The sequence below is a fragment of the Salinirussus salinus genome, assembly GCF_009831455.1.
Taxonomy (GTDB): Archaea; Halobacteriota; Halobacteria; order Halobacteriales; family Haloarculaceae; genus Salinirussus; species Salinirussus salinus.
In genome coordinates this window covers 1,249,417-1,267,114 of record NZ_WOWO01000002.1, presented here as the reverse complement: position 1 = coordinate 1,267,114, position 17,698 = coordinate 1,249,417, and the positions used below count along the sequence as shown (strand labels likewise).

Genomic DNA, 17,698 nt, shown 5'->3' with positions numbered 1-17,698 from the left:
GTGGGCAGCGTCGATGACGGCCTCGTGGTCGAGATAGGAGTCAGCCGCGCGTGCGGGGCCGACGTTGTATGCCTCGTCGGCGTAGCGGACGTGGCCCGAGTGTTTGTCAGCGTCGCTGTAGACAGCGACGGTGTCGATACCGAGTTCCTCGCAGGCGCGCATGACGCGGACCGCGATCTCCCCGCGGTTCGCCACGAGCACTTTGTCGAAGTCAGTCATGGTTGAGTCCGTTGAGTCGTGCAGCAGCCGCCCATCTGTCTGTCGGTTCCCCTGCCTGTACCCGCCCGGGAGTGCCGGTCAGCGCCTCCCGCCGGCCGGCGAACGCCCAGCCCGTCGGCGCCCGGTCCTCGCCGTCGGCCGCCGCCGCCTCCGCGGCCGCGAGCGCGGCGGCCTGCCGGTCTCTGAGGTGTGCGCCGACGGCCGCGGCGATGGCCGCCGCCTCCGACGGCGTCGCGTCCGCCGGGACCGACAGCGCTCCGCCGGCCCCCGGCACGGCGACCGCCTCCGCGTCGGCCTCAGCGTCCGGCTCAGAGCGGGATGTTGCCATGTTTCCTGTTGGGCTGGGACTTGCGCTTCGAGCGCAGCATCTCGAGGTCCTGTACCAGCTGGGGCCGGGTCTCCTGTGGCTCCAGCACGTCGTCGACGAACCCGCGGTCCGCCGCGGTGTAGGGGTTGGCGAACTGCTTGCGGTAGTCGTCGATGAGCTCCTGGCGGCGGGCGTCGGGGTCCTCCGCCTCCGCCAGCTCGTCGCTGTAGAGGACGTTCACCGCACCCCGCGGCCCCATCACGGCGATCTCGGCGGTGGGCCAGGCGTAGTTGACGTCGGCGCCGATATGTTTCGAGGCCATCACGTCGTAGGCCCCGCCGTAGGCCTTTCTCGTGATCACGGTCGCCAGCGGCACCGTCGCCTCCGAGAACGCATAGAGGAGCTTCGCCCCGTGTTTGATGATCCCGTTGTGCTCCTGGTCGGTGCCGGGCATGAAGCCGGGAACGTCCACGAACGTCAGGATCGGGATGTTGAACGCGTCACAGAAGCGGACGAACCGCGCCCCCTTCAGCGAGGCGTCGATGTCGAGCGTCCCGGCGTTGACGCGGGGCTGGTTGGCGACGACGCCGACAGCGTGGCCGTCCATCCGGGCGAAGCCCACGACGAGGTTGCGGGCGAAGCCCTCCGCCACCTCGAAGAACGAGCCCTCGTCGACCACGCCGCCGATCACGTCGGTCATGTCGTAGGGCTTGCGGGGCTCGTCGGGCACCGTCGCCGCGAGGCTCTCGTCCTCGCGGCCGGGGTCGTCCCAGGGGTCGACCCGCGGGGGGTCCTCGACGTTGTTCTGGGGGAGATACGAGAGGAGGTGACGCACCTGGTCCAGGGCCTCCTCCTCGTCGGCGACCGTGAACTGCGCGACGCCGGACTCGGTGGCGTGGGTGCCCGCGCCGCCGAGTTCGTCGAAGCCGACCTCCTCGCCCGTCACGGTCTCGATGACGTCCGGGCCCGTGATGAACATGTGGCTGGTGTCCTCGACCATCATCACGAAGTCCGTGATCGCGGGCGAGTAGACCGCCCCGCCCGCGCACGGCCCCATGATCACGGAGATCTGCGGGACGACGCCACTCGCTTTCTGGTTGCGGTGGAAGATGTCCGCGTAGCCAGCAAGCGAGTCGATCCCCTCCTGGATGCGTGCGCCGGCGGAGTCGTTGAGCCCGACGACCGGCGCGCCCGTCTCCAGGGCCTTGTCCATCACCTTCGTCACCTTCTCGGCGAAGATCTCGCCCAGCGACCCGCCGAAGACGGTGAAGTCGTGGGCGAAGAGGAACACGGTGCGGCCGTTGACCTCGCCGTAGCCCGTCACCACGCCGTCGCCGTAGTACTCCCGCTCCTGCATGTCGAAGTTGTGCGAGCGGTGGGTGCGGAACTCGTCGAACTCCGTGAAGGTGCCGTCGTCGAGGAAGTAGTCGATCCGCTCACGGGCCGTCAGCTTCCCCTGGTCGTGCTGTTTCTGGATCCGCTCCTCGCCGCCGCCCTTGCGGGCCTCTTCGCGCATCGCCTCCAGCTCCTCGATCCGCTCGTCCATCGTCATGTGGTCCCGGTCTCCATTGGCGATTTCATGCAGCACCGGCCTAAAAAGGATTCTGTATCCTGACACTCACGTCCGCGCCGGCACCCGGCCGGCCGCCGCTGGCGGCTAGCTTACGCTTCACCGTAGACGGGGACGGCAGCCCCGCTGGTGACGCTTGCTGCGTCCGAGCACAGGAACAGCATCACCTCCGCGATGTCCGCCGGGTCGACCCACGCGTCGTGGTCCGCATCCGGCATCATATTGCGGTTCATCGGCGTGTCGATGACGCTTGGCATCACGGCGTTGGCCCGCAGGTCGCCGAGGTTCTCCTCGGCGATGGTCTCGGTCAGGAGCCGGACGCCGGCCTTCGTCGACCGGTAGATACCGTCGCCCTCGCCGCCTTCCAGCGAGGAGCGTGCCGAGACGCTGACGACCGCCCCCTCCGTCTCCCGGAGGTGCGGGATGGCGTGTTTCGAGGCCAGGAACATCGTCTTGAGATTGACGTCGAACAGGAAATCGAAGGTCTCGGCGTCGGTCTCATCGATGGGGTCGCCGCCGCGCCAGGTGCCCGCGATGTTCAGCAGCGCATCCAGCCGCCCGTGCGTGTCGACGATGTCGGCGATGGCGTCCCCGACCTGGGACTCGTCGGTGAAATCGCCCTGGTAGAAGTCGATCCGGTCGGGCTCCTCGAACAGGAAGTCCTCGCTGTCGGCCGCCACGACGTCGGCCCCACAGACCGTCGCGCCCGCCGCGAGGAACCGCTCGGCCGCCGCGCTCCCGAGCGCGCCGCCGATCCCCGTCACCAGCACGACCCGGTCGCTGAAATCGAACTCGACTGACATGGAACCTACGACGGCCCGTACGACCAAAAAAGCCGCCCCACCGCCATCGCTCCGTCCCCTGTACGGGTCTCACGGGGCTGACTCCCCACACTCCACGGGACCGAAACGCCCGACTGCCCCCGCCCCCGGATCCGTGCATGGACTGCATCGCCCACCGCGGCTTCGCGGAGACCAACCCGGAGAACACGCTCGTGGCCGTCCGGGCAGCCGGCGGCACGGGACCCGGCGCGGCCGGGCCTGCCGACGCCGTCGAGGTCGACGTCCGGCGGTGTGGCTCGGGCGAACTCGTCGTCATTCACGACGGGACCGTCGACCGCGTCAGCGACGGGACCGGCCGGGTCGCGGACCTCACACTGCCCGAGCTGCGCGGGCTGGACGTCCTCGACACCGGCGCGGGCGTCCCCACCCTCGCCGAGGTGTCCGAGGCCACGGCTGCCCCGCTGAACGTCGAACTCAAGGAGCGCGGCCTCGCCGCCGACGCACTCGAACTCGCCGACCAGGCTGGGGTCGACGCGTGGTACTCCGCGTTCGACCCCGCCGCCGCCGAGGAGGTCCGGGAGCACGGCGGGGAGGCAGCACTCCTCTTCGCCGAGGACCCGGACGGGGCCCTCGACCGCGCCCGCCGGCTCGACTGCGTGGCGGTCCACCCGCATCACTCGCTGTGTGACGCTGACTTCGTCCGGCGGGCGCGGGAGGCCGGCCTTGACGTGAACGCCTGGACGGTCCGGTCGCGGGAGGTCGCCACGGCGCTGGCCGGGGCGGGCGCCGACGGGCTGATCGCCGACGCACCCGGCTACTGCCCCGACCGGTAGCCGCGAGCCGGCGCTCGCCGCGAGACACCGGCCGCACGGAGCGTCCGCTCCGGTCGCGGGTCCGGGGGTCAGCTTTACCACCCCCGGCGCGGACGTGCCCGCATGGCCGAGCGCGACGTGGACTTGGACACGGACGCCGACGTCGATATGGGTGACCTGTTCGACGAACTGGAGGAGCTCGAGGAGCTCGTCCAGACCGAGGCCGCCCGCGAACAGGTCCAGGAGACGATGCGGGCCGCGGCGGAGGCGAGCCGCTCGGGCGGGAGCTTCGGCCGTGTCATCTGGGGGTACGACCGGGCCGACCTCGCCGAGGGGGTGCTCGGCAGCCTGCTGTTCGGCGTTCCGATGGCCGTCGAGGGGGGGACCGGCGAGGTCGGCGCGTTCCTGGCCGCACGCCCGCCCCTGCTCGCGGGGACCGCCGTCTTCACCGTCGCGCTGCTGGTCGGCATTCTCTACGTCGCGGACTTCCAGGACATCCGGATCCACCGCCCCTTTCTCGGTATCGTTCCTCGCCGCCTGCTCGGCGTGGCGGCGGTCTCGCTGCTGACCGCGGCGATCCTCCTGACCGCGTGGGGCCGGGTCGACTGGACCGAACCGATGCTTGCGATGGCCAACGTCGTCGTCGCCTGGTTCCCGATGAGTATCGGGGCGGCGCTGGGCGACATCCTCCCCGGGAGCTGAGGACGCGGGGCGCCTACGGAGCGCTCGGCCGCGAGGCGTTCTCAGGGGGTCCCTGGCTCCTGGGGCCCGCTCCACTCCCCGGCCACCTCCCTGACGACGTCCATCAGCCGGTCGAGGTAGGCCTCGAGCTGCTCGCCCGCCACTGGGGTCCCGTGGCCGGGAGCGACGTACGAGACGTCGTAGCCGGCGAGCCGGTCCCGGAGTGTCGACTCCAGCTTCTCCGGGGCGACGTACCGGACCCAGGGGAGCCGGTCGCGCACGTAGGCCTCGACCTCCGCCCGGGATACCTCGCCGCCTGACTCGTCCCAGACCGCCTCGCACCGGCCCGGGGAGTGGTAGTTGCCCAGCGCCTCCGAGGAGAACAGCACGCCGGAGTCGCGGTCGTAGAGCCAGAGGCTGTAGACGTGGTCGGTCATCGGCGGCTTCGGGAAGCTGAATTCCCGGCCGGCGAGTTCGACCGTCTCGTCGCGGTTCCAGAGCTCGCCGTAGCCGCCGAACTCCTCGGGGATGTCCGTCGCCGAGAGGACCCGGACCCCGCGGTCGGCGTACTCGTGGGCGTGGCCGGTGTGTGGCATGTTCGTGTGGGTCAACAGCAGGGTGTCGACCCCCGCGCCGCCGGTGAGCCGGTCGACTTCCGTGTCGATGTCCGTCTCGTGGGGCGGACCGGCGTCGACGAGAACGTACTCGTCGCCCGCATCGATGAGGTACACCGAGACGTGGACGTGTCGACCCGAGTCGGCGTCCTCGCAGGTTCCGACCCAGTGGACGTCCTCGGCGAGCTGGACGTTCATGCGAGCTCCCTCACCCGGACGTCCTGACCCAGGCCGAGGTCGCTGATCCGCTCGATGACCGGTACCAGCCGCCGGAGGTAGCCGACGGCGTCCTCTCGGATGGGCGCGCCGTGGGCCGGCGCGACCAGCTCCGGGTCGAACCGGTCGACCAGTACCTCGATTTCGGCGGCCAGCCGCTCGGGCTCGACGTACGCGAACCACGGGAAGGTGTGGCTGTGAAAGCCCAGCCAGCGCTGCGTCGTGAACGCCTCCGGGTCGTCAGTCATCTCGTCGACGAACCGGCCGCACTCGCCCGCGCCCGCCGAGTGGGCGTTGCCGTAGGCGTCGACGGTGAACAGCGCCCCCGTCTCCCGCTCGTACATCCAGGTCGTCGCCGCGAGGTCGAACATCGGGGACCGGCAGAACTCGACGGCGTGGCTGCCGAGGTCGAGTTCGTCGCCGTCGGTCACCTCCGCGTGTTCCTCGACGGCCGACCCCAGCGCGAGGTCGTGGAGTTCGTCGGTCTCGGGGACCAGCAGCTCCGCGTCCGGATACGCGTCGAGGATGGCGCCGGCGTTCCCCCCGTGGGGGGCTTCCGGGTGCGAGACCACCAGATAGTCGAGCCCACGGTCGTCGAGAACCCCACCCAGCGCGTCGAGGACGTCCTCGCGCATGTTCGGGGGCAGCGTGTCGAACAGCAGCGTCTCCTCGCCCGCGAACAGGTAGGCGTTGAACTGTGCGTGGACCTCGCCCGCGGGGTCGTACCACGGCGGCGGCTCGTCCGTCGCGTCCATCCGGGCCTGCACCTGCTCGGGGACGACACAGCCCTGCAGCAGGTGGAGCCCGTCGGCTATCTCGCGGCGGGTAATGTCACGTCGTGTCATACCACACTCGGACACACTCGCGACGCTCACTAAAATCGTTCCGTCCGCGCGGCCGGCGGCGTCGGGGGCGGGGGAGTGTCCACCTCGGGGTCAGACGGGAGGAACGTCCGTCCGTATAACAACGGTTAAAAGCCGGCGACGACGTAAGTGGGGTATGAGCCAAAGCGAGGGGAAACGCGCCCAGAAGTGCATCTCCTGTGGCATCAACATCGCCGGGACGAACGCGGCGGCCTTCGCGTGTCCCGAGTGTGGCCACCAGGTCTACCGGTGTGCCAAGTGCCGCAAGCAGAGCAACCTCTACGAGTGTCCTGACTGCGGATTCACGGGGCCGTAACCATGGGGAAGGTCGCAGCTCAGATCAAGGTCATGCCGGAGAGCCCCGAAGTCGACCTCGACGCGCTCCAGGAGCGCCTGGAGGCGGCCCTGCCGGAGGGCGCCCAGATCCAGGGGTTCAAGCGCGACGACGTCGCCTTCGGGCTGGTCGCCCTGCTCCCGACGGTGATCGTCCCGGACGAGGCCGGCGGCACCGAAGCCGTCGAGGAGGCCTTCGCCGAGGTCGAGGACGTCGAGAGCGTCGAGGTCGGCGACGTCGGCCGGCTGTAGCGCCGTTCCGGTGTCGCTGCAACCGCGGAACGCTTCCTTTATCCGTTCGACCGCTCAACTCACGTCAATGCCCGACTCCAACGGACCACGCCAGGGAACGCGGAACAAGCTGAAAAACGACGCCCGGGAGCGGGGGATGTCCCCGCCCCAGCAGACCACCGAACGGTTCGAGGCCGGCGACACGGTCCACCTGAAGCTCGACCCGAGCGTTCAGGAGGGTCAGTACCACCCCCGGTTCGCCGGACAGACCGGCACTGTCGTCGGCCAGCAGGGCGAGGCCTACAAGGTCGAGGTCGTCGACGGCGGCAAGGAGAAGACGCTCATCGCCCGGCCCGCCCACCTCGTCGCCGCCGAGTAATCCGCTTTCTGCGCTTCCGTTGCTGTTGCTTTCCGGACGTCGCGTGACCAGTGAAGCCTGTGACCGGTGGCGACAGGCCGGCCGGTCAGTCGTCGTCCGGGGCGGCCTCTTCGGGCACCTGCCCCTCGACGAGTGACTCGTCGGCGTACTCCTCGCGCAGGTCCTTCTTCGAGAACTTCCCGGTCGCGGTCTTCGGCACCTCGTCGATCTGGATGAGGTCGTCGGGCAGCCACCACTTGGGGTACTCCTCGCCGAGCATCTCCATGACCTCGGCCTCGAGCTCGTCGGGGTCGACGCCCTCCGCCGGGACGATGAAGGCGACGGGGCGCTCCTGCCAGCGCTCGTGGGGGACGCCGACGACGGCGGCCTCGGTCACGTCGTCGTGGGCCATGATGGCGTTTTCCAGTTCGACACTGGAGATCCACTCCCCGCCGGACTTGATGACGTCCTTGGCTCGGTCGACGATCTTGATGTAACCGTCCTCGTCGACGGTGACGACGTCGCCGGTCTTGAGCCACCGGCCGCCCTCGTCGTCCTCGAAGTCCTCCTCGTTCGCCTCGGGACGTTTGAAGTACTCCTGGGTGACCCAGGGGCCGCGGATGTGGAGTTCGCCGAAGTCCTCACCGTTCCAGGGCACCTCCTCGCCCTCGTCGTCGACGACCTTGAACTCTAGGCCGGGGACCATCAGTCCCTGCTTGGCGCGCTTGTCGATCTGCTCCTCGTAGGAGAGCTCCTCGGCGAGCCCGCTTTTGAGGCGGGAGACGCTCCCGATCGGGCTCATCTCGGTCATCCCCCAGGCGTGGTCGACCGTGACGCCGCGGTCGTCGAACCACTCGATCATCGCTTTCGGGGCGGCCGAGCCGCCGATGATCACCGACTCCAGCGAGGACAGGTCGACGTCGTTGCCCGCCTGGATGTACTCCTGGAGGCCCAGCCAGACCGTCGGGACGCCGGCGGTGACGGTCACCCCCTCCTCCTCGATCAGGGTCGCGAGGTCCTCCGGCTCCGGCGACGGGCCGGGATAGACGTGTTTCGCGCCCGCCGCCGTCGTCGTGAAGGGCATCCCCCAGGCGTTGACGTGGAACATCGGCACCACCGGCATCACGACGTCGTCGTCGCTGATGCCCAGCCCCTGGGGACTCATCGTCGCCATCGTGTGGCTCCAGAGCATCTTCTGGGTGTACTCGACGCCCTTGGGCTTGCCCGTCGTCCCCGAGGTGTAACACATCCCCGCGGGGGTCTCCTCGCCGACGACCGGCCAGTCGTAGCTCGTGTCGTGGCCGTCGATGAACGACTCGTAGTCGACCGCGTCGAGGTCCACGTCGGGGACCTCCGAGCCCATGACGACGAACTGTTCGACGGTCTCGAAGGCCTCTTCCTCGTAGGCGCCGGCCAGTTTCTCGGCCAGCGAGGGGTCGAGGAAGATGATCCGGTCGCCCGCGTTCTGGACGATATACTGGATGTGCTCGTCGGGCAGGAGTGGATTGATCGTGTGAAGTTGCCGGCCAGTCGTCGGGATGGCGAAGTAGGTCTCGAAGTGGCGGTGGTGGTTCCAGCAGAACGTCCCCACCCGCTCGCCCTCGGGGACGCCCGTCCCGTCCATCGCGTGGGCGAGCTGTGCCGCCCGGTCGCCGTACTCGTCGTATGTGTACCGCTCGGTCCCGTCGTGGGTGCGGGAGACGATCTCCGTGTCCGGATACATCCTCTCCGCGCGCCACAGGAACGGTCGCAGGGTCTGGTCTGTTCCCCCGGGCATACTCCCCCCTTCGCCCCGGTCTCACCTGACTGTTTTGGAAAACCTGGATTCCCCGCGGGCCTCCCGCCCCGCCGCTCCCCTCCGGACGCGGCGTGTATCGAGAGCTTTACAACACGCAGGGCTGTATGAGCCGCTATGACTATCTTCAAGGACAAAGTCGACGAGGAGTATCTCACTATCGCGGAGACCAAGGAGATCCTTGAGGGGCTGGAGACCGAGCGGGCCGCCGACGAGGACCGGGAGATGCGCTACGAACTCGCCCGGGCTGTCGAGCACGTCAACCGGTTTGCCATGCTGGAGCCCGAGGAGGCCCGCCAGTTCGTCGCCGACCTCCTGGAGCTGGAGAAGGTCGACGAGGCCACCGCCCACAAGATCGTCGACCTCAAGCCCCGCGACCGGGACGAACTCCGCGCGGTCTACGCCCAGGAGCGGTTCTCACTGTCGGGCGAGGAACTCGACGAGATCCTCAACGTCGTCAAGCAGTACGCCTGACCCGGCGGGCTGCCGGGGTTTAAGTTGCCTGTTCCCCTACTTCACAGGCATGACCGACGAGCGCGACGCCGGCGGGCACGAGGCGGTGGTCCTCGACTACCTGCCACACGGGCGCACCGAGGACGACCGGCCACAGTACCAGAAACAGCCGCTCGTCTACGCGCTCGACGTCGCCGACTTCCGGCTGTACGAGGTCGTCGTCGACGACCCCGAGTTCACCATCGGCGACCGGGTCGCGCTCGACGACGCACCCGGCGTCGAGCGGTTCCACGAGGTCGAGTACGGGGACCTCCCGGGTGGCGCGCAGTCGGAACTGGACTACGCCGTCGAGGAACTCGTCGCCGCCGAGGAGGACCGCTTCGTCGACTTCTACAACGACGCCCAGCCGATCACCCTCCGGCTCCACCAGCTCAACCTCCTGCCCGGCATCGGGAAGAAACTCCGCAACGCCATCCTCGACGAGCGCAAGCGCCGCCCCTTCGAGGGCTTCGAGGACCTCGAAGCACGGGTCAGCGGCCTCCACGGCCCCGACGAGGTGCTCGTCGAGCGCATCCTCGAGGAGGTCCGGGAGGACGACCTCAAGTACCGCACCTTCGCCCGCCGGGAAGACGGCGAGGGAGGCGAATGACCCAGGGGACAGACGGGGACCGCGACACGGACGGAAACCGGGGGACGGGCGCCCGCCGTTCCCGCGACCCCGACGCTCTCCGGGCTCGGGCGGGCGTCCACGGCGACCCGCGGAAGGACCAGCACTTCCTGGTCGACGACCGGGTGCTCGACCGCCTGCCGGGCTACCTTCGGACCGCCGCCGACCACGTCCTCGAAATCGGCGCCGGGACGGGCGCGCTGACCGACCGGCTGCTCGCGCTCGGGCGCGTCACGGCGGTCGAGCGCGACCCCGACCTCGCGGCCTTCCTCCGCGAGGAGTTCGCCGACGAGGTCGCCGCCGGTCGGCTGACCGTCCTCGAGGGCGACGCCCTGGCGGTCGACTTGCCGGACTTTGACGCCTCCGTCTCGAATCTGCCCTACGGCCCCTCCAGCGAACTCGCCTTCCGCTTACTTCCGCTGGGCCGGCCGCTGGTGCTCACTTTCCAGCGGGAGTTCGCCGAGCGGATGGCTGCCGGTCCCGGGGACGACGACTACGGCCGGCTCTCCGTCGCCGCGAACCACTACGCCGACGTCGAACTCGTCGAGACCATCCCCCCGGAGGCCTTCGACCCGCAGCCGGCCGTCGAGAGCGCCGTCGTGCGGACGACGCCCCGCGACCCGGCCTACGACGTACCGAGTAGCGACTTCTTCCTGCAGTTTCTCAAGGCGGTGTTCACCCAGCGCCGGAAAACGATGCGCAACGCCGTCCGCAACACGGCCCACATCTCGGGGCTGGGTGACCCGGAGGCCGTCGTCGCGGCCGCCGACGAGGACGTCATGAGCGCGCGGGCGGGCGAGCTGCCGCCGGAGGCCTTCGCGGACCTGGCCACGCTGGCCTGGGAGGTCGGTGAACCGTCGTGACCGACGGCGGCGACGCTGACGGCCCGGAGACCGACCGCCCCCGGCTGGCCGACCGCCGCGACCTCGACACGGTCTACCAGCCCGCCGAGGACTCCCGGCTGCTCGCGGAGGTGGCCGTCGACCGCATCGACGGCGGCCTGGTCTGTGAGGTCGGCGTCGGGTCGGGCTACGTCGCCCGCCGGGTGGCAGACGAGACCGGCGCCCGCGTCGTCGGGACCGATATCACCGCCGAGGCCTGCCGGCAGGCCCGCGAGGCGGGGGTCGAGGTGATCCGTGCGAACCTCGTCGACCCCTTTCCCGACGACGCGTTCGACGCCGTTCTGTTCAACCCCCCCTACCTCCCGACGCCGCCGGAACTGGAGTGGGACGACCCGATGGAGCGGGCGCTGTCGGGCGGCGAGGACGGCCGCGCGGTCGTCGAGCCCTTCTTGGACTCCGTCGGCCGGGTGCTGTCGCCCGACGGGGTGGCCTACCTACTCGTCTCGACGCTGACCGGCCTGGACGCGGTCCGCGAGCGGGCGACCGCGGCTGGACTCACTGTCGAGCGTGTGCGCTCGGAGTCGTATCCGTTCGAGGAACTCGTGGTGCTCGAGCTGGGGATGCAGAAGTCCTAAACGACCTGCTGGCGTATCCGGACGTAATGTCACGCGTGGTTGCGACCACTCCCGGGCTGTATCCGCTGCCCGACTGGGCGAAAGACGAACTGGCGGACCTGAAGGGCCGCCAGAAGGAGGACCTGATCAGCGGCGACGAGGGCGAGGACCTCACGGCGGCCTACGACCGGGCCCGCGCGGAGGTTGTCGAACGCCAACAGGAGGCGGGACTCGACCGGGTCGTCGAGGGCCAGCTACGGTGGGACGACATGCTCGCCCACCCGCTGGCGGTCAACGACGCCGTCGAGACCCGCGGCATCGTCCGCTACTACGACAACAACAACTTCTACCGCGAGCCGGTCGTCACCGGTGACCTGTCGGCCACCGGCGACGTGGCCGCCGAACTCGATGCGGTCGACGTCGCCAGCGAGCAGCTCCAGGGCGTCCTGCCGGACCCGTACTCGCTCGCCGACCTCGCCACCGACGAGCACTACGGCGACGAGGCGGAGTTCCTGGACGCGGTCGCCGACTTCCTCGCCGCGGAGGTCCGGGAGTGCCCGCCCATGGAGACGCTCTTTCTGCTGGCGCCCTCGCTCGTCACGGAGCCGCCGGGCGAGGCCGGCGAGCGGGTCAGCGAGGCCATCGACACCGTCGCCGGCGCAGCCGACGCCGAGGTCGTTCTCTACCCCTACTGGGGGGCGCTGACCGAGAAGGCCCACGCCCACGTCCTCGACGCCGACATCGACGCGCTCGGCTACGACCTCGTGAGCGAGGCCGACGACAACCTCTACAACGTCCAGGAGTACGGCACCACCGACGACGTTGCGCTGGGCCTGGTCGACGGCCAGAACACGCTGGTCGAGAGCCCCGACACGGTCCGCGAGCGGGTCGAGTGGTTCGAGGAGGGCACGCCCAACGAGGACTTCGGAACCGTCTACGCCACTGCCAACACCGAGCTGTTCTACCTCCCGGTCAACAAGTTCGAGGCCAAGCTGGACGCGCTGGCAGAGGCTGCGGCCGCGGGGCCGGAGGTGACTGCATGAGCAACCGCGAGCAGTTCCGGCCCGACGACCACCCCAACGACCACTTCCTGCTGACGACGGTCGTCGGCAGCTACAGGAAGCCCAAGTGGCTCGACCGGGTCCGCGAACTCCACGAGGATGACGACACCGGCTTCACCGACGAGAACTGGGCGGAAGCGACGGATGACGCGGCCCGTCTCATCACCGAGGAACACGAGCGGGCCGGCCTGGACGTCGTCACGGACGGCGAGATGCGGCGCAACGAGATGGTCGAGTACTTCGCCCACCGGATCGACGGCTACGAGTTCAACGGCCGCGTGAAGGTGTGGGGGCACAACTACTTCGACAAGCCATCCGTGGTCAGCGAACTCGAGCGCGACCGGGAGTGGCTCGTCTCCGAGTACGAGTTCACCGCCTCGGTCGCCGACTCGCCGGTCAAGGTTCCCATCACGGGCCCGTACACGCTGGCGTCCTGGTCCTTTAACGAGGCCTACGACACCGAGCGCGAGCTGGCACTGGACCTGGCGGACCTGGTCAACGAGGAGATCGACGCCCTCGTCGAGGCCGGCGCCCGCTACATCCAGATCGACGAGCCCGCCCTCGCCACGACGCCGGACGACCACGCGCTGGTCGGCGAGGCCCTGGAACACATCGTCGCCGACGTCCCCGACGACGTCCGGGTCGGGCTGCACGTCTGCTACGGCGACTACTCCCGGATCTACCCCGAGGCGCTCGATTTCCCGGTCGACGAACTCGACCTCGAGCTCACCAACGACGACTTCGCGCAGATCGACGTCTTCACCGACCCCCCGTTCACGCTGGACCTTGCGCTGGGCGTCGTCGACAACCACACCGCCGAGGTCGAATCGGTCGCGGAGATCAAAGAGAACATCAAACAGGGGTTGAAGGTCGTCCCGCCCGAGCGGCTGACCATCTCGCCCGATTGCGGGCTGAAGCTGTTGCCCCGCGAGGTCGCGTATCAGAAGATGGAGAACATGGTCCGGGCCGCCCGCGAGGTCGAGGCGGAACTGGACGCCGGCCGGATAGATGTCGAGGCCCCGGCCGCCAGCGCGGACGACTGACCCTACTGCCGTCGTCCGCGAGCCGGCGGCGGAGCACCGGCAAGGGTGTGCCGCCTGTCAGACCGGCTCGAGGACGACCACGCGTTCGCCCTCGGTCTCGTTGTGACCGACGTCGATCTCGACCGCCTGGCCGACCTCGACTTCCTCCGACCCGACGCCGCGTTTCTGTCCCTCGACGCGGATCTGGCCGGTCAGCCGGACCGGGCCGAACTGCGCGACCGCGACGATATAGGGCGCGTCGTCGGCGAAGGAGGGACCGGCGACGTTGACGACCGTCTTGGTGAGTACCTCGCCGGTCTCCGGTAGCGGCTCCTCGGTCAGCTCCCGCTCGCCGGTCTCGGGGTCGAACTCCCGGGGCGGCAGCCAGCCGTTGCCGCTGGGGCTCTCCAGATAGTAGGGCTCGCCCGCCTCGACGGCGTCGAGGAAGTCGTCGTAGCCCGCGTCCCGCGGCCCGTCCTCGCTCATGCTATCACCTCCAGAGCGGAGCTCTGGCGTCGTTGCACTCGCTCACTCCGTTCGCTCATGCAACCACCTCCAACACGTTCACGACACAACTCGCGACCGTCCCGCCGGCGTTGTGGGTCAGCCCCACCTCGGCGTCGGCGACGGCGTCGCTGTTGACGTGGTCCCCGCGGAGCAGCTTCGTCAGCTCGGATATCTGGGCGCCGCCGGTCGCGCCGACGGGGTGGCCCTTGGCCTTGAGCCCGCCAGAGAGGTTGACCGGCAGGTCGCCGTCCATGTCGGTCTCGCCGTCGGTCGCGGCACTGATGGCTTCGCCGGCCTCGTAGAAGCCCAGCGCTTCCAGCGCGAGCACCTCCGCGATGGTGAAGCAGTCGTGGACCTCCGCGACGTCGATGTCCTGGGGGCCGACGCCGGCGTCCTCGTAGGCCGCCTCGGCGGCCCGTTCGGCCGCGGGGGTGCGGGTCATCGAGACCCGGTCGTGCAGCGCCATCCGGTCGCCGCCCTGGCCGGTGCCCGCGATGGCGACTTCCGGGTCGAGCCCGTGCTCGTCGGCAAACTCCTCGCTGACCAGCAGGGCGGCGCTGCCGCCGTCCGACATCGGCGAGCAGTCATAGAGGCCAAAGGGCGAGCAGACCGTCGGGGCCGAGAGGACGTCCTCGACGGTGATCTCCCGCTGGAACTGCGCCAGCGGGTTCTCGGCGGCGTGGCGGTGGTTCTTGACCGCGATGGCCGCCAGGTCTTCCCGGTCGCCGCCGTGCTCGTGGAAGTAGCGGTTGGCCATCAGCGAGTAGGCCCCGGGAAAGGTGACCCCGGCCTTGATCTCCCAGAGGGCGTCCGCGGCGCTCGCGAGTCCGGCGGTCCCCTCGGGGGTCGAGAGGTTGGTCATCCGCTCGCCGCCGCCGACGAGGACGCAGTCGGCGGCGCCGTTGCGGACTCGCTCGACGCCCAGTCGGACCGCGGCTCCCGAGGAGGCACAGGCGCTCTCGATACGGGTCGCGGGCGCTGTCACGCCCGCGCTGTCCGCGGCCAGCGGCCCGGAGTGGCCCTGCTGTTCGGCGTGCTGTCCCATGAAGTTGCCGTAGAACACTTCCTCGACCGCGTCCGGTCCCAGGCCCGCGTCGTCGTAGGCCTTCCGCGCGGCCTCGGCGAACAGTTCGCGGCCCGTCCGCTCGGGGGATTTCCCGAACGCGGTCATCCCGACTCCGGCGACGCGCGGCGCGGTCACCACTCCATGCCCCCGTTGACGCCGAGCACCTGGCCGGTCATGTAGCTGGACTCCTCGCTGGCCAGAAAGCGGACCATGCCGACGATGTCCTCGACTTCAGCGAAGCGGTCGAGCGGGATCCGGTCGAGGATCCCCTCCTTGACCCGGTCGGGGACGTCCGCCAGCATGTCCGTCTTCACGAAGCCCGGCGCGACGCAGTTGGCAGTCGACCCCTCGCGGGCCAGCTCCAGGGCGATCGTGCGGGTGAACCCGAACATGCCGGACTTGGTGGTCGCGTAGTTGGCCTGGCCGTAGTTGCCCTGCTGGCCGACGACGCTGGAGATGTTGATCAACCGCCCCTCCCGGGCGTTCCGGATGTCCTCGAAGCAGGTCTTCGTGCAGTTGAACATCCCGCCGAGGTTGACGTCGACCACCCACTCCCAGTCCTCGCGGGTCATGTTCTCGAACTTCTTGTCGACGGTGACGCCCGCGTTGTTGACGAGGACGTCGACCCCTCCGAACGCGTCGTGGACCGACTGGTACATCTCCTGGACCTCCCCGAGGTCGGAGACGTCGGCCTGTGCGGCGATGGCCTCGCCACCCTCCCCGTCGATGAAATCTCTGACCTCGTAGGCGGCGTCCTCCGAGGACCGGTAGTTGACGACGACGTTCGCCCCCTGGCGCCCGAACTCCTCCGCGATCCCGCGCCCGATCCCTCTCGATGCGCCCGTCACGAGGCACGTTCGGTTGTCCAATGTCATCATATATCACTTCACAACGGTACTACACTACCGGGGTATATCAGGCTGGCGTCGGGGGCAAATCCGCCGAACGTGTCGGCGGTCGGAAAGCAACGCGAAAACGGGCGCCGGACGACCGGCGACGTGCCCGGTCACTCGTAGAGCCAGGTCTCGTCGACCTGCTCCCACTCGACCAGCTCGTCGTCGTCGAAGAAGAGTTCGATCTCCCGCTCGTTCGCGCCCGGGTCCTCGTGGTCGGAGCCGTGGATGACGTTGCGTCCCAGGTCGAGCCCGAGGTCCCCGCGGATCGTGCCAGGGGCGGAGTCGGCGGGGTCGGTCTCGCCCATCATCGCCCGGACCTGCCGGGTGGCGTCCTGGCCCTCCCAGACCATCGCCATCACCGGGCCGCTGGTGATGAATTCCACGAGGCCCTCGAAGAAGGGCTTGTCCTCGTGTTCGGCGTAGTGGTCGTGGGCCAGCTCCTCGTCGATCCGCATGAACTTCGCGCCGACCAGCTTCAGCCCCCGCTGCTCGAACCGGGAGACGATCTCGCCGACCAGCCCGCGCTGGACGCCGTCCGGCTTGACCATCACGAACGTCCGCTCGCGCTCTTCGCTCATGCTTCGGCTTCCTCCTCTTCCTGGTCGTCGTCGGCCTCCCCGTCGTCCTCGACGGCCTCGGCCGGCTCGGCGTCGCCGTCGGCGGCGGCCTCCTCGGCGCCCTCACCCTCGGGGCCGGGCTCGGTCGCCGCCTCCTCGGCGGCTTCGACCTCTTCGCTCTCCTCGACGTCCGGCGTCCCGGCCGCCGCGTCGACGTCCTGTCCCTGGTCCTCGATGTCGGCCTCGCGGCCGGGGCTCTCCTCGGACTCCCCGGCCGCCGCGGCTGTCTCCTCGCCCTCCTCGGTCCATTCCAGGTCGCGGGCCCGGCGGCCGAGGTCGGCGTTTTTCTCGCACTTCGAGGAGCAGAAGTGGACCGTGCTGCCGTCCGTGCGGACGAACATCGTGCCCGTGCCGGGCTCGATGTCGCCGCCACAGAAGTCACACTCGTTGGTTCGTGGCATTATTGGCCTCCGATCTGGTCGGCCTCGCGGGCGGTCTCGCGAAGCTGGAGCACGTCGCCCTCCCGGACCGGGCCGAGGACGTTCCGGGTGATGATCCGCCCCTGGTTCTCGCCCTCGCGGATGCGACACTTGACCTGCATGGCCTCGCCGTGCATCCCGGTCCGGCCCACGACCTCGATGACCTCCGCCGGCGTGGAGCCGCCACCGCCCTCATCCTCGGTTTCCTCTGTACTCATCTAGATCACCGGAGCTCGTCGACCTTGTCGGCGATGTCCTGGACGTCCTCGCTTGCCTCGCCGGCGTCGACGATGGCTGCGGCGGCGCTGCCGACCTCGAGGCCGGCGGCGTGGCCGATGTCGTCCTGGGTGCCGACGAAGACGTAGGGGATATCCTTCTCGGCGGCCAGCTCGGGCAGGTGCATCACGACCTCCTCGGGCTGGACGTCCTCGGCGACGTAGACCAGCTCGGCGTTACCGCGCTCGACGGCCTTCGTCGTCTCGTTTGTTCCTTTCTTTACTCGTCCCGTGTCCCGGGCGACCTCGAGGGCTTCGAGCGCGTCCTCCTCGAGGTCTGCCGGGACGTCGAAATCGACGTACACTGACATATGGTGGTCACCTCCTGCACACGGGCTCGCACTCCCCCGCCCTCGCGGGTCACCCCGCGGGCCTGTGGCCTGAGAGTCCTGTGCGGGCTGGGAGCGTCATCAACCCTGTGCAGGCTGTACCCGCTACTGGCTCTCGGTTGCCTAAAGCGCTTTCGAAGCCCCCGCGC

At 69.4% G+C, this 17,698-nt stretch carries 25 protein-coding genes; 11 read left to right on the top strand and 14 right to left on the bottom strand.

What is annotated here, in order from left to right:
- The 4 genes from GN153_RS09885 to GN153_RS09870 form a co-directional block, all read right to left on the bottom strand.
- Window positions 1-219, bottom strand: a 219-nt coding sequence (locus GN153_RS09885; RefSeq protein WP_303645106.1) for a biotin carboxylase N-terminal domain-containing protein, incomplete at its 3' end; no start/stop codon positions are given.
- The gene (locus tag GN153_RS09880; RefSeq protein ID WP_236544782.1) at window positions 212-547 is read right to left on the bottom strand and encodes an acc operon protein; all 336 of its coding nucleotides are present in this window, start codon (window positions 545-547) and stop codon (window positions 212-214) included. The genes GN153_RS09880 and GN153_RS09885, both read right to left, overlap by 8 nt.
- Window positions 528-2,072, bottom strand: a complete 1,545-nt coding sequence (locus GN153_RS09875; RefSeq protein WP_159902269.1) for an acyl-CoA carboxylase subunit beta — start codon at window positions 2,070-2,072, stop codon at window positions 528-530. The genes GN153_RS09880 and GN153_RS09875 overlap by 20 nt, the downstream gene beginning before the upstream one ends.
- A 116-nt stretch (window positions 2,073-2,188) precedes the next feature.
- Complete coding sequence (locus GN153_RS09870) at window positions 2,189-2,899, bottom strand: SDR family oxidoreductase (RefSeq protein WP_159902158.1); 711 nt, start codon at window positions 2,897-2,899, stop codon at window positions 2,189-2,191.
- Window positions 2,900-3,036: 137 nt separating this feature from the next.
- Between GN153_RS09870 and GN153_RS09865 the strand changes: the two genes are divergently transcribed.
- Together GN153_RS09865 and GN153_RS09860 are read left to right on the top strand one after the other, a co-directional pair.
- Entirely contained in the window at window positions 3,037-3,711 is a 675-nt protein-coding gene (locus GN153_RS09865) for a glycerophosphodiester phosphodiesterase (RefSeq protein WP_159902156.1), read from the top strand.
- Between the two features lie 102 nt (window positions 3,712-3,813).
- Window positions 3,814-4,392, top strand: coding sequence for a DUF2391 family protein (locus GN153_RS09860; RefSeq protein ID WP_159902154.1), 579 nt, complete (start codon window positions 3,814-3,816; stop codon window positions 4,390-4,392).
- 41 nt (window positions 4,393-4,433) lie between these two features.
- Here GN153_RS09860 and GN153_RS09855 read toward each other — a convergent pair whose 3' ends face one another.
- Both GN153_RS09855 and GN153_RS09850 read right to left on the bottom strand, forming a co-directional pair.
- Window positions 4,434-5,183, bottom strand: coding sequence for an MBL fold metallo-hydrolase (locus GN153_RS09855; protein WP_159902152.1), 750 nt, complete (start codon window positions 5,181-5,183; stop codon window positions 4,434-4,436).
- Window positions 5,180-6,046, bottom strand: a complete 867-nt coding sequence (locus tag GN153_RS09850) for an MBL fold metallo-hydrolase (protein WP_159902150.1) — start codon at window positions 6,044-6,046, stop codon at window positions 5,180-5,182. The genes GN153_RS09855 and GN153_RS09850 overlap by 4 nt, the downstream gene beginning before the upstream one ends.
- Before the next feature lie 154 nt (window positions 6,047-6,200).
- On the opposite strand from GN153_RS09850, the gene GN153_RS09845 reads away from it, so the two are divergent.
- The 3 genes from GN153_RS09845 to GN153_RS09835 all read left to right on the top strand — a co-directional run bounded on the left by GN153_RS09845 (window position 6,201) and on the right by GN153_RS09835 (window position 7,007).
- Entirely contained in the window at window positions 6,201-6,380 is a 180-nt protein-coding gene (locus GN153_RS09845; protein ID WP_159902148.1) for an HVO_2753 family zinc finger protein, read from the top strand.
- 2 nt (window positions 6,381-6,382) lie between these two features.
- Complete coding sequence (locus GN153_RS09840) at window positions 6,383-6,649, top strand: elongation factor 1-beta (protein ID WP_159902146.1); 267 nt, start codon at window positions 6,383-6,385, stop codon at window positions 6,647-6,649.
- A 67-nt stretch (window positions 6,650-6,716) separates the two neighbouring features.
- A complete protein-coding gene (locus GN153_RS09835) occupies window positions 6,717-7,007 on the top strand; it encodes a 50S ribosomal protein L21e (protein ID WP_159902144.1) in 291 nt (96 codons plus the stop codon).
- A gap of 85 nt (window positions 7,008-7,092) precedes the next feature.
- Here GN153_RS09835 and GN153_RS09830 read toward each other — a convergent pair whose 3' ends face one another.
- Window positions 7,093-8,763, bottom strand: a complete 1,671-nt coding sequence (locus tag GN153_RS09830) for a long-chain fatty acid--CoA ligase (RefSeq protein ID WP_159902142.1) — start codon at window positions 8,761-8,763, stop codon at window positions 7,093-7,095.
- Between the two features lie 135 nt (window positions 8,764-8,898).
- Between GN153_RS09830 and GN153_RS09825 the strand changes: the two genes are divergently transcribed.
- The 6 genes from GN153_RS09825 to GN153_RS09800 are packed head-to-tail and all read left to right on the top strand — an operon-like array spanning window position 8,899 to window position 13,461.
- Entirely contained in the window at window positions 8,899-9,255 is a 357-nt protein-coding gene (locus GN153_RS09825) for an RNA polymerase Rpb4 family protein (protein WP_159902140.1), read from the top strand.
- Between the two features lie 49 nt (window positions 9,256-9,304).
- On the top strand, window positions 9,305-9,883 hold the full coding sequence (locus tag GN153_RS09820; RefSeq protein ID WP_159902138.1) for a DUF655 domain-containing protein: 579 nt from the start codon (window positions 9,305-9,307) through the stop codon (window positions 9,881-9,883).
- Entirely contained in the window at window positions 9,880-10,764 is an 885-nt protein-coding gene (locus GN153_RS09815) for a 16S ribosomal RNA methyltransferase A (protein ID WP_159902136.1), read from the top strand. The genes GN153_RS09820 and GN153_RS09815 overlap by 4 nt, the downstream gene beginning before the upstream one ends.
- Window positions 10,761-11,378: a HemK2/MTQ2 family protein methyltransferase gene (locus tag GN153_RS09810; protein ID WP_201287843.1), complete on the top strand. Its 618-nt coding sequence runs from the start codon at window positions 10,761-10,763 to the stop codon at window positions 11,376-11,378. The genes GN153_RS09815 and GN153_RS09810 overlap by 4 nt, the downstream gene beginning before the upstream one ends.
- A gap of 26 nt (window positions 11,379-11,404) precedes the next feature.
- A complete protein-coding gene (locus GN153_RS09805) occupies window positions 11,405-12,400 on the top strand; it encodes a 5-methyltetrahydropteroyltriglutamate--homocysteine methyltransferase (RefSeq protein ID WP_159902134.1) in 996 nt (331 codons plus the stop codon).
- Window positions 12,397-13,461 carry a methionine synthase gene (locus tag GN153_RS09800; RefSeq protein ID WP_159902132.1) on the top strand — a complete coding sequence of 355 codons (1,065 nt, stop codon included), beginning with the start codon at window positions 12,397-12,399 and terminating at the stop codon, window positions 13,459-13,461. The genes GN153_RS09805 and GN153_RS09800 overlap by 4 nt, the downstream gene beginning before the upstream one ends.
- A 57-nt stretch (window positions 13,462-13,518) precedes the next feature.
- On the opposite strand, the gene GN153_RS09795 is transcribed toward GN153_RS09800, so the two are convergent.
- From GN153_RS09795 to rpl7ae, 7 genes are all read right to left on the bottom strand, one after another.
- Entirely contained in the window at window positions 13,519-13,926 is a 408-nt protein-coding gene (locus tag GN153_RS09795; protein WP_159902130.1) for a Zn-ribbon domain-containing OB-fold protein, read from the bottom strand.
- Between the two features lie 55 nt (window positions 13,927-13,981).
- Window positions 13,982-15,148, bottom strand: coding sequence for a thiolase domain-containing protein (locus GN153_RS09790; RefSeq protein WP_159902128.1), 1,167 nt, complete (start codon window positions 15,146-15,148; stop codon window positions 13,982-13,984).
- Window positions 15,145-15,888, bottom strand: a complete 744-nt coding sequence (locus GN153_RS09785; RefSeq protein ID WP_159902126.1) for a beta-ketoacyl-ACP reductase — start codon at window positions 15,886-15,888, stop codon at window positions 15,145-15,147. The genes GN153_RS09790 and GN153_RS09785 overlap by 4 nt, the downstream gene beginning before the upstream one ends.
- A gap of 131 nt (window positions 15,889-16,019) precedes the next feature.
- Window positions 16,020-16,487: a nucleoside-diphosphate kinase gene (gene ndk / locus GN153_RS09780; RefSeq protein WP_159902124.1), complete on the bottom strand. Its 468-nt coding sequence runs from the start codon at window positions 16,485-16,487 to the stop codon at window positions 16,020-16,022.
- On the bottom strand, window positions 16,484-16,927 hold the full coding sequence (locus GN153_RS09775; protein ID WP_159902122.1) for a 50S ribosomal protein L24e: 444 nt from the start codon (window positions 16,925-16,927) through the stop codon (window positions 16,484-16,486). Before GN153_RS09775 ends, ndk begins: the two co-directional genes overlap by 4 nt.
- Window positions 16,927-17,163: a 30S ribosomal protein S28e gene (locus GN153_RS09770; protein ID WP_159902120.1), complete on the bottom strand. Its 237-nt coding sequence runs from the start codon at window positions 17,161-17,163 to the stop codon at window positions 16,927-16,929. The genes GN153_RS09775 and GN153_RS09770 overlap by 1 nt, the downstream gene beginning before the upstream one ends.
- A gap of 5 nt (window positions 17,164-17,168) precedes the next feature.
- Window positions 17,169-17,531, bottom strand: coding sequence for a 50S ribosomal protein L7Ae (rpl7ae, locus tag GN153_RS09765; RefSeq protein ID WP_159902118.1), 363 nt, complete (start codon window positions 17,529-17,531; stop codon window positions 17,169-17,171).
- Window positions 17,532-17,698 lie beyond the last annotated feature (167 nt).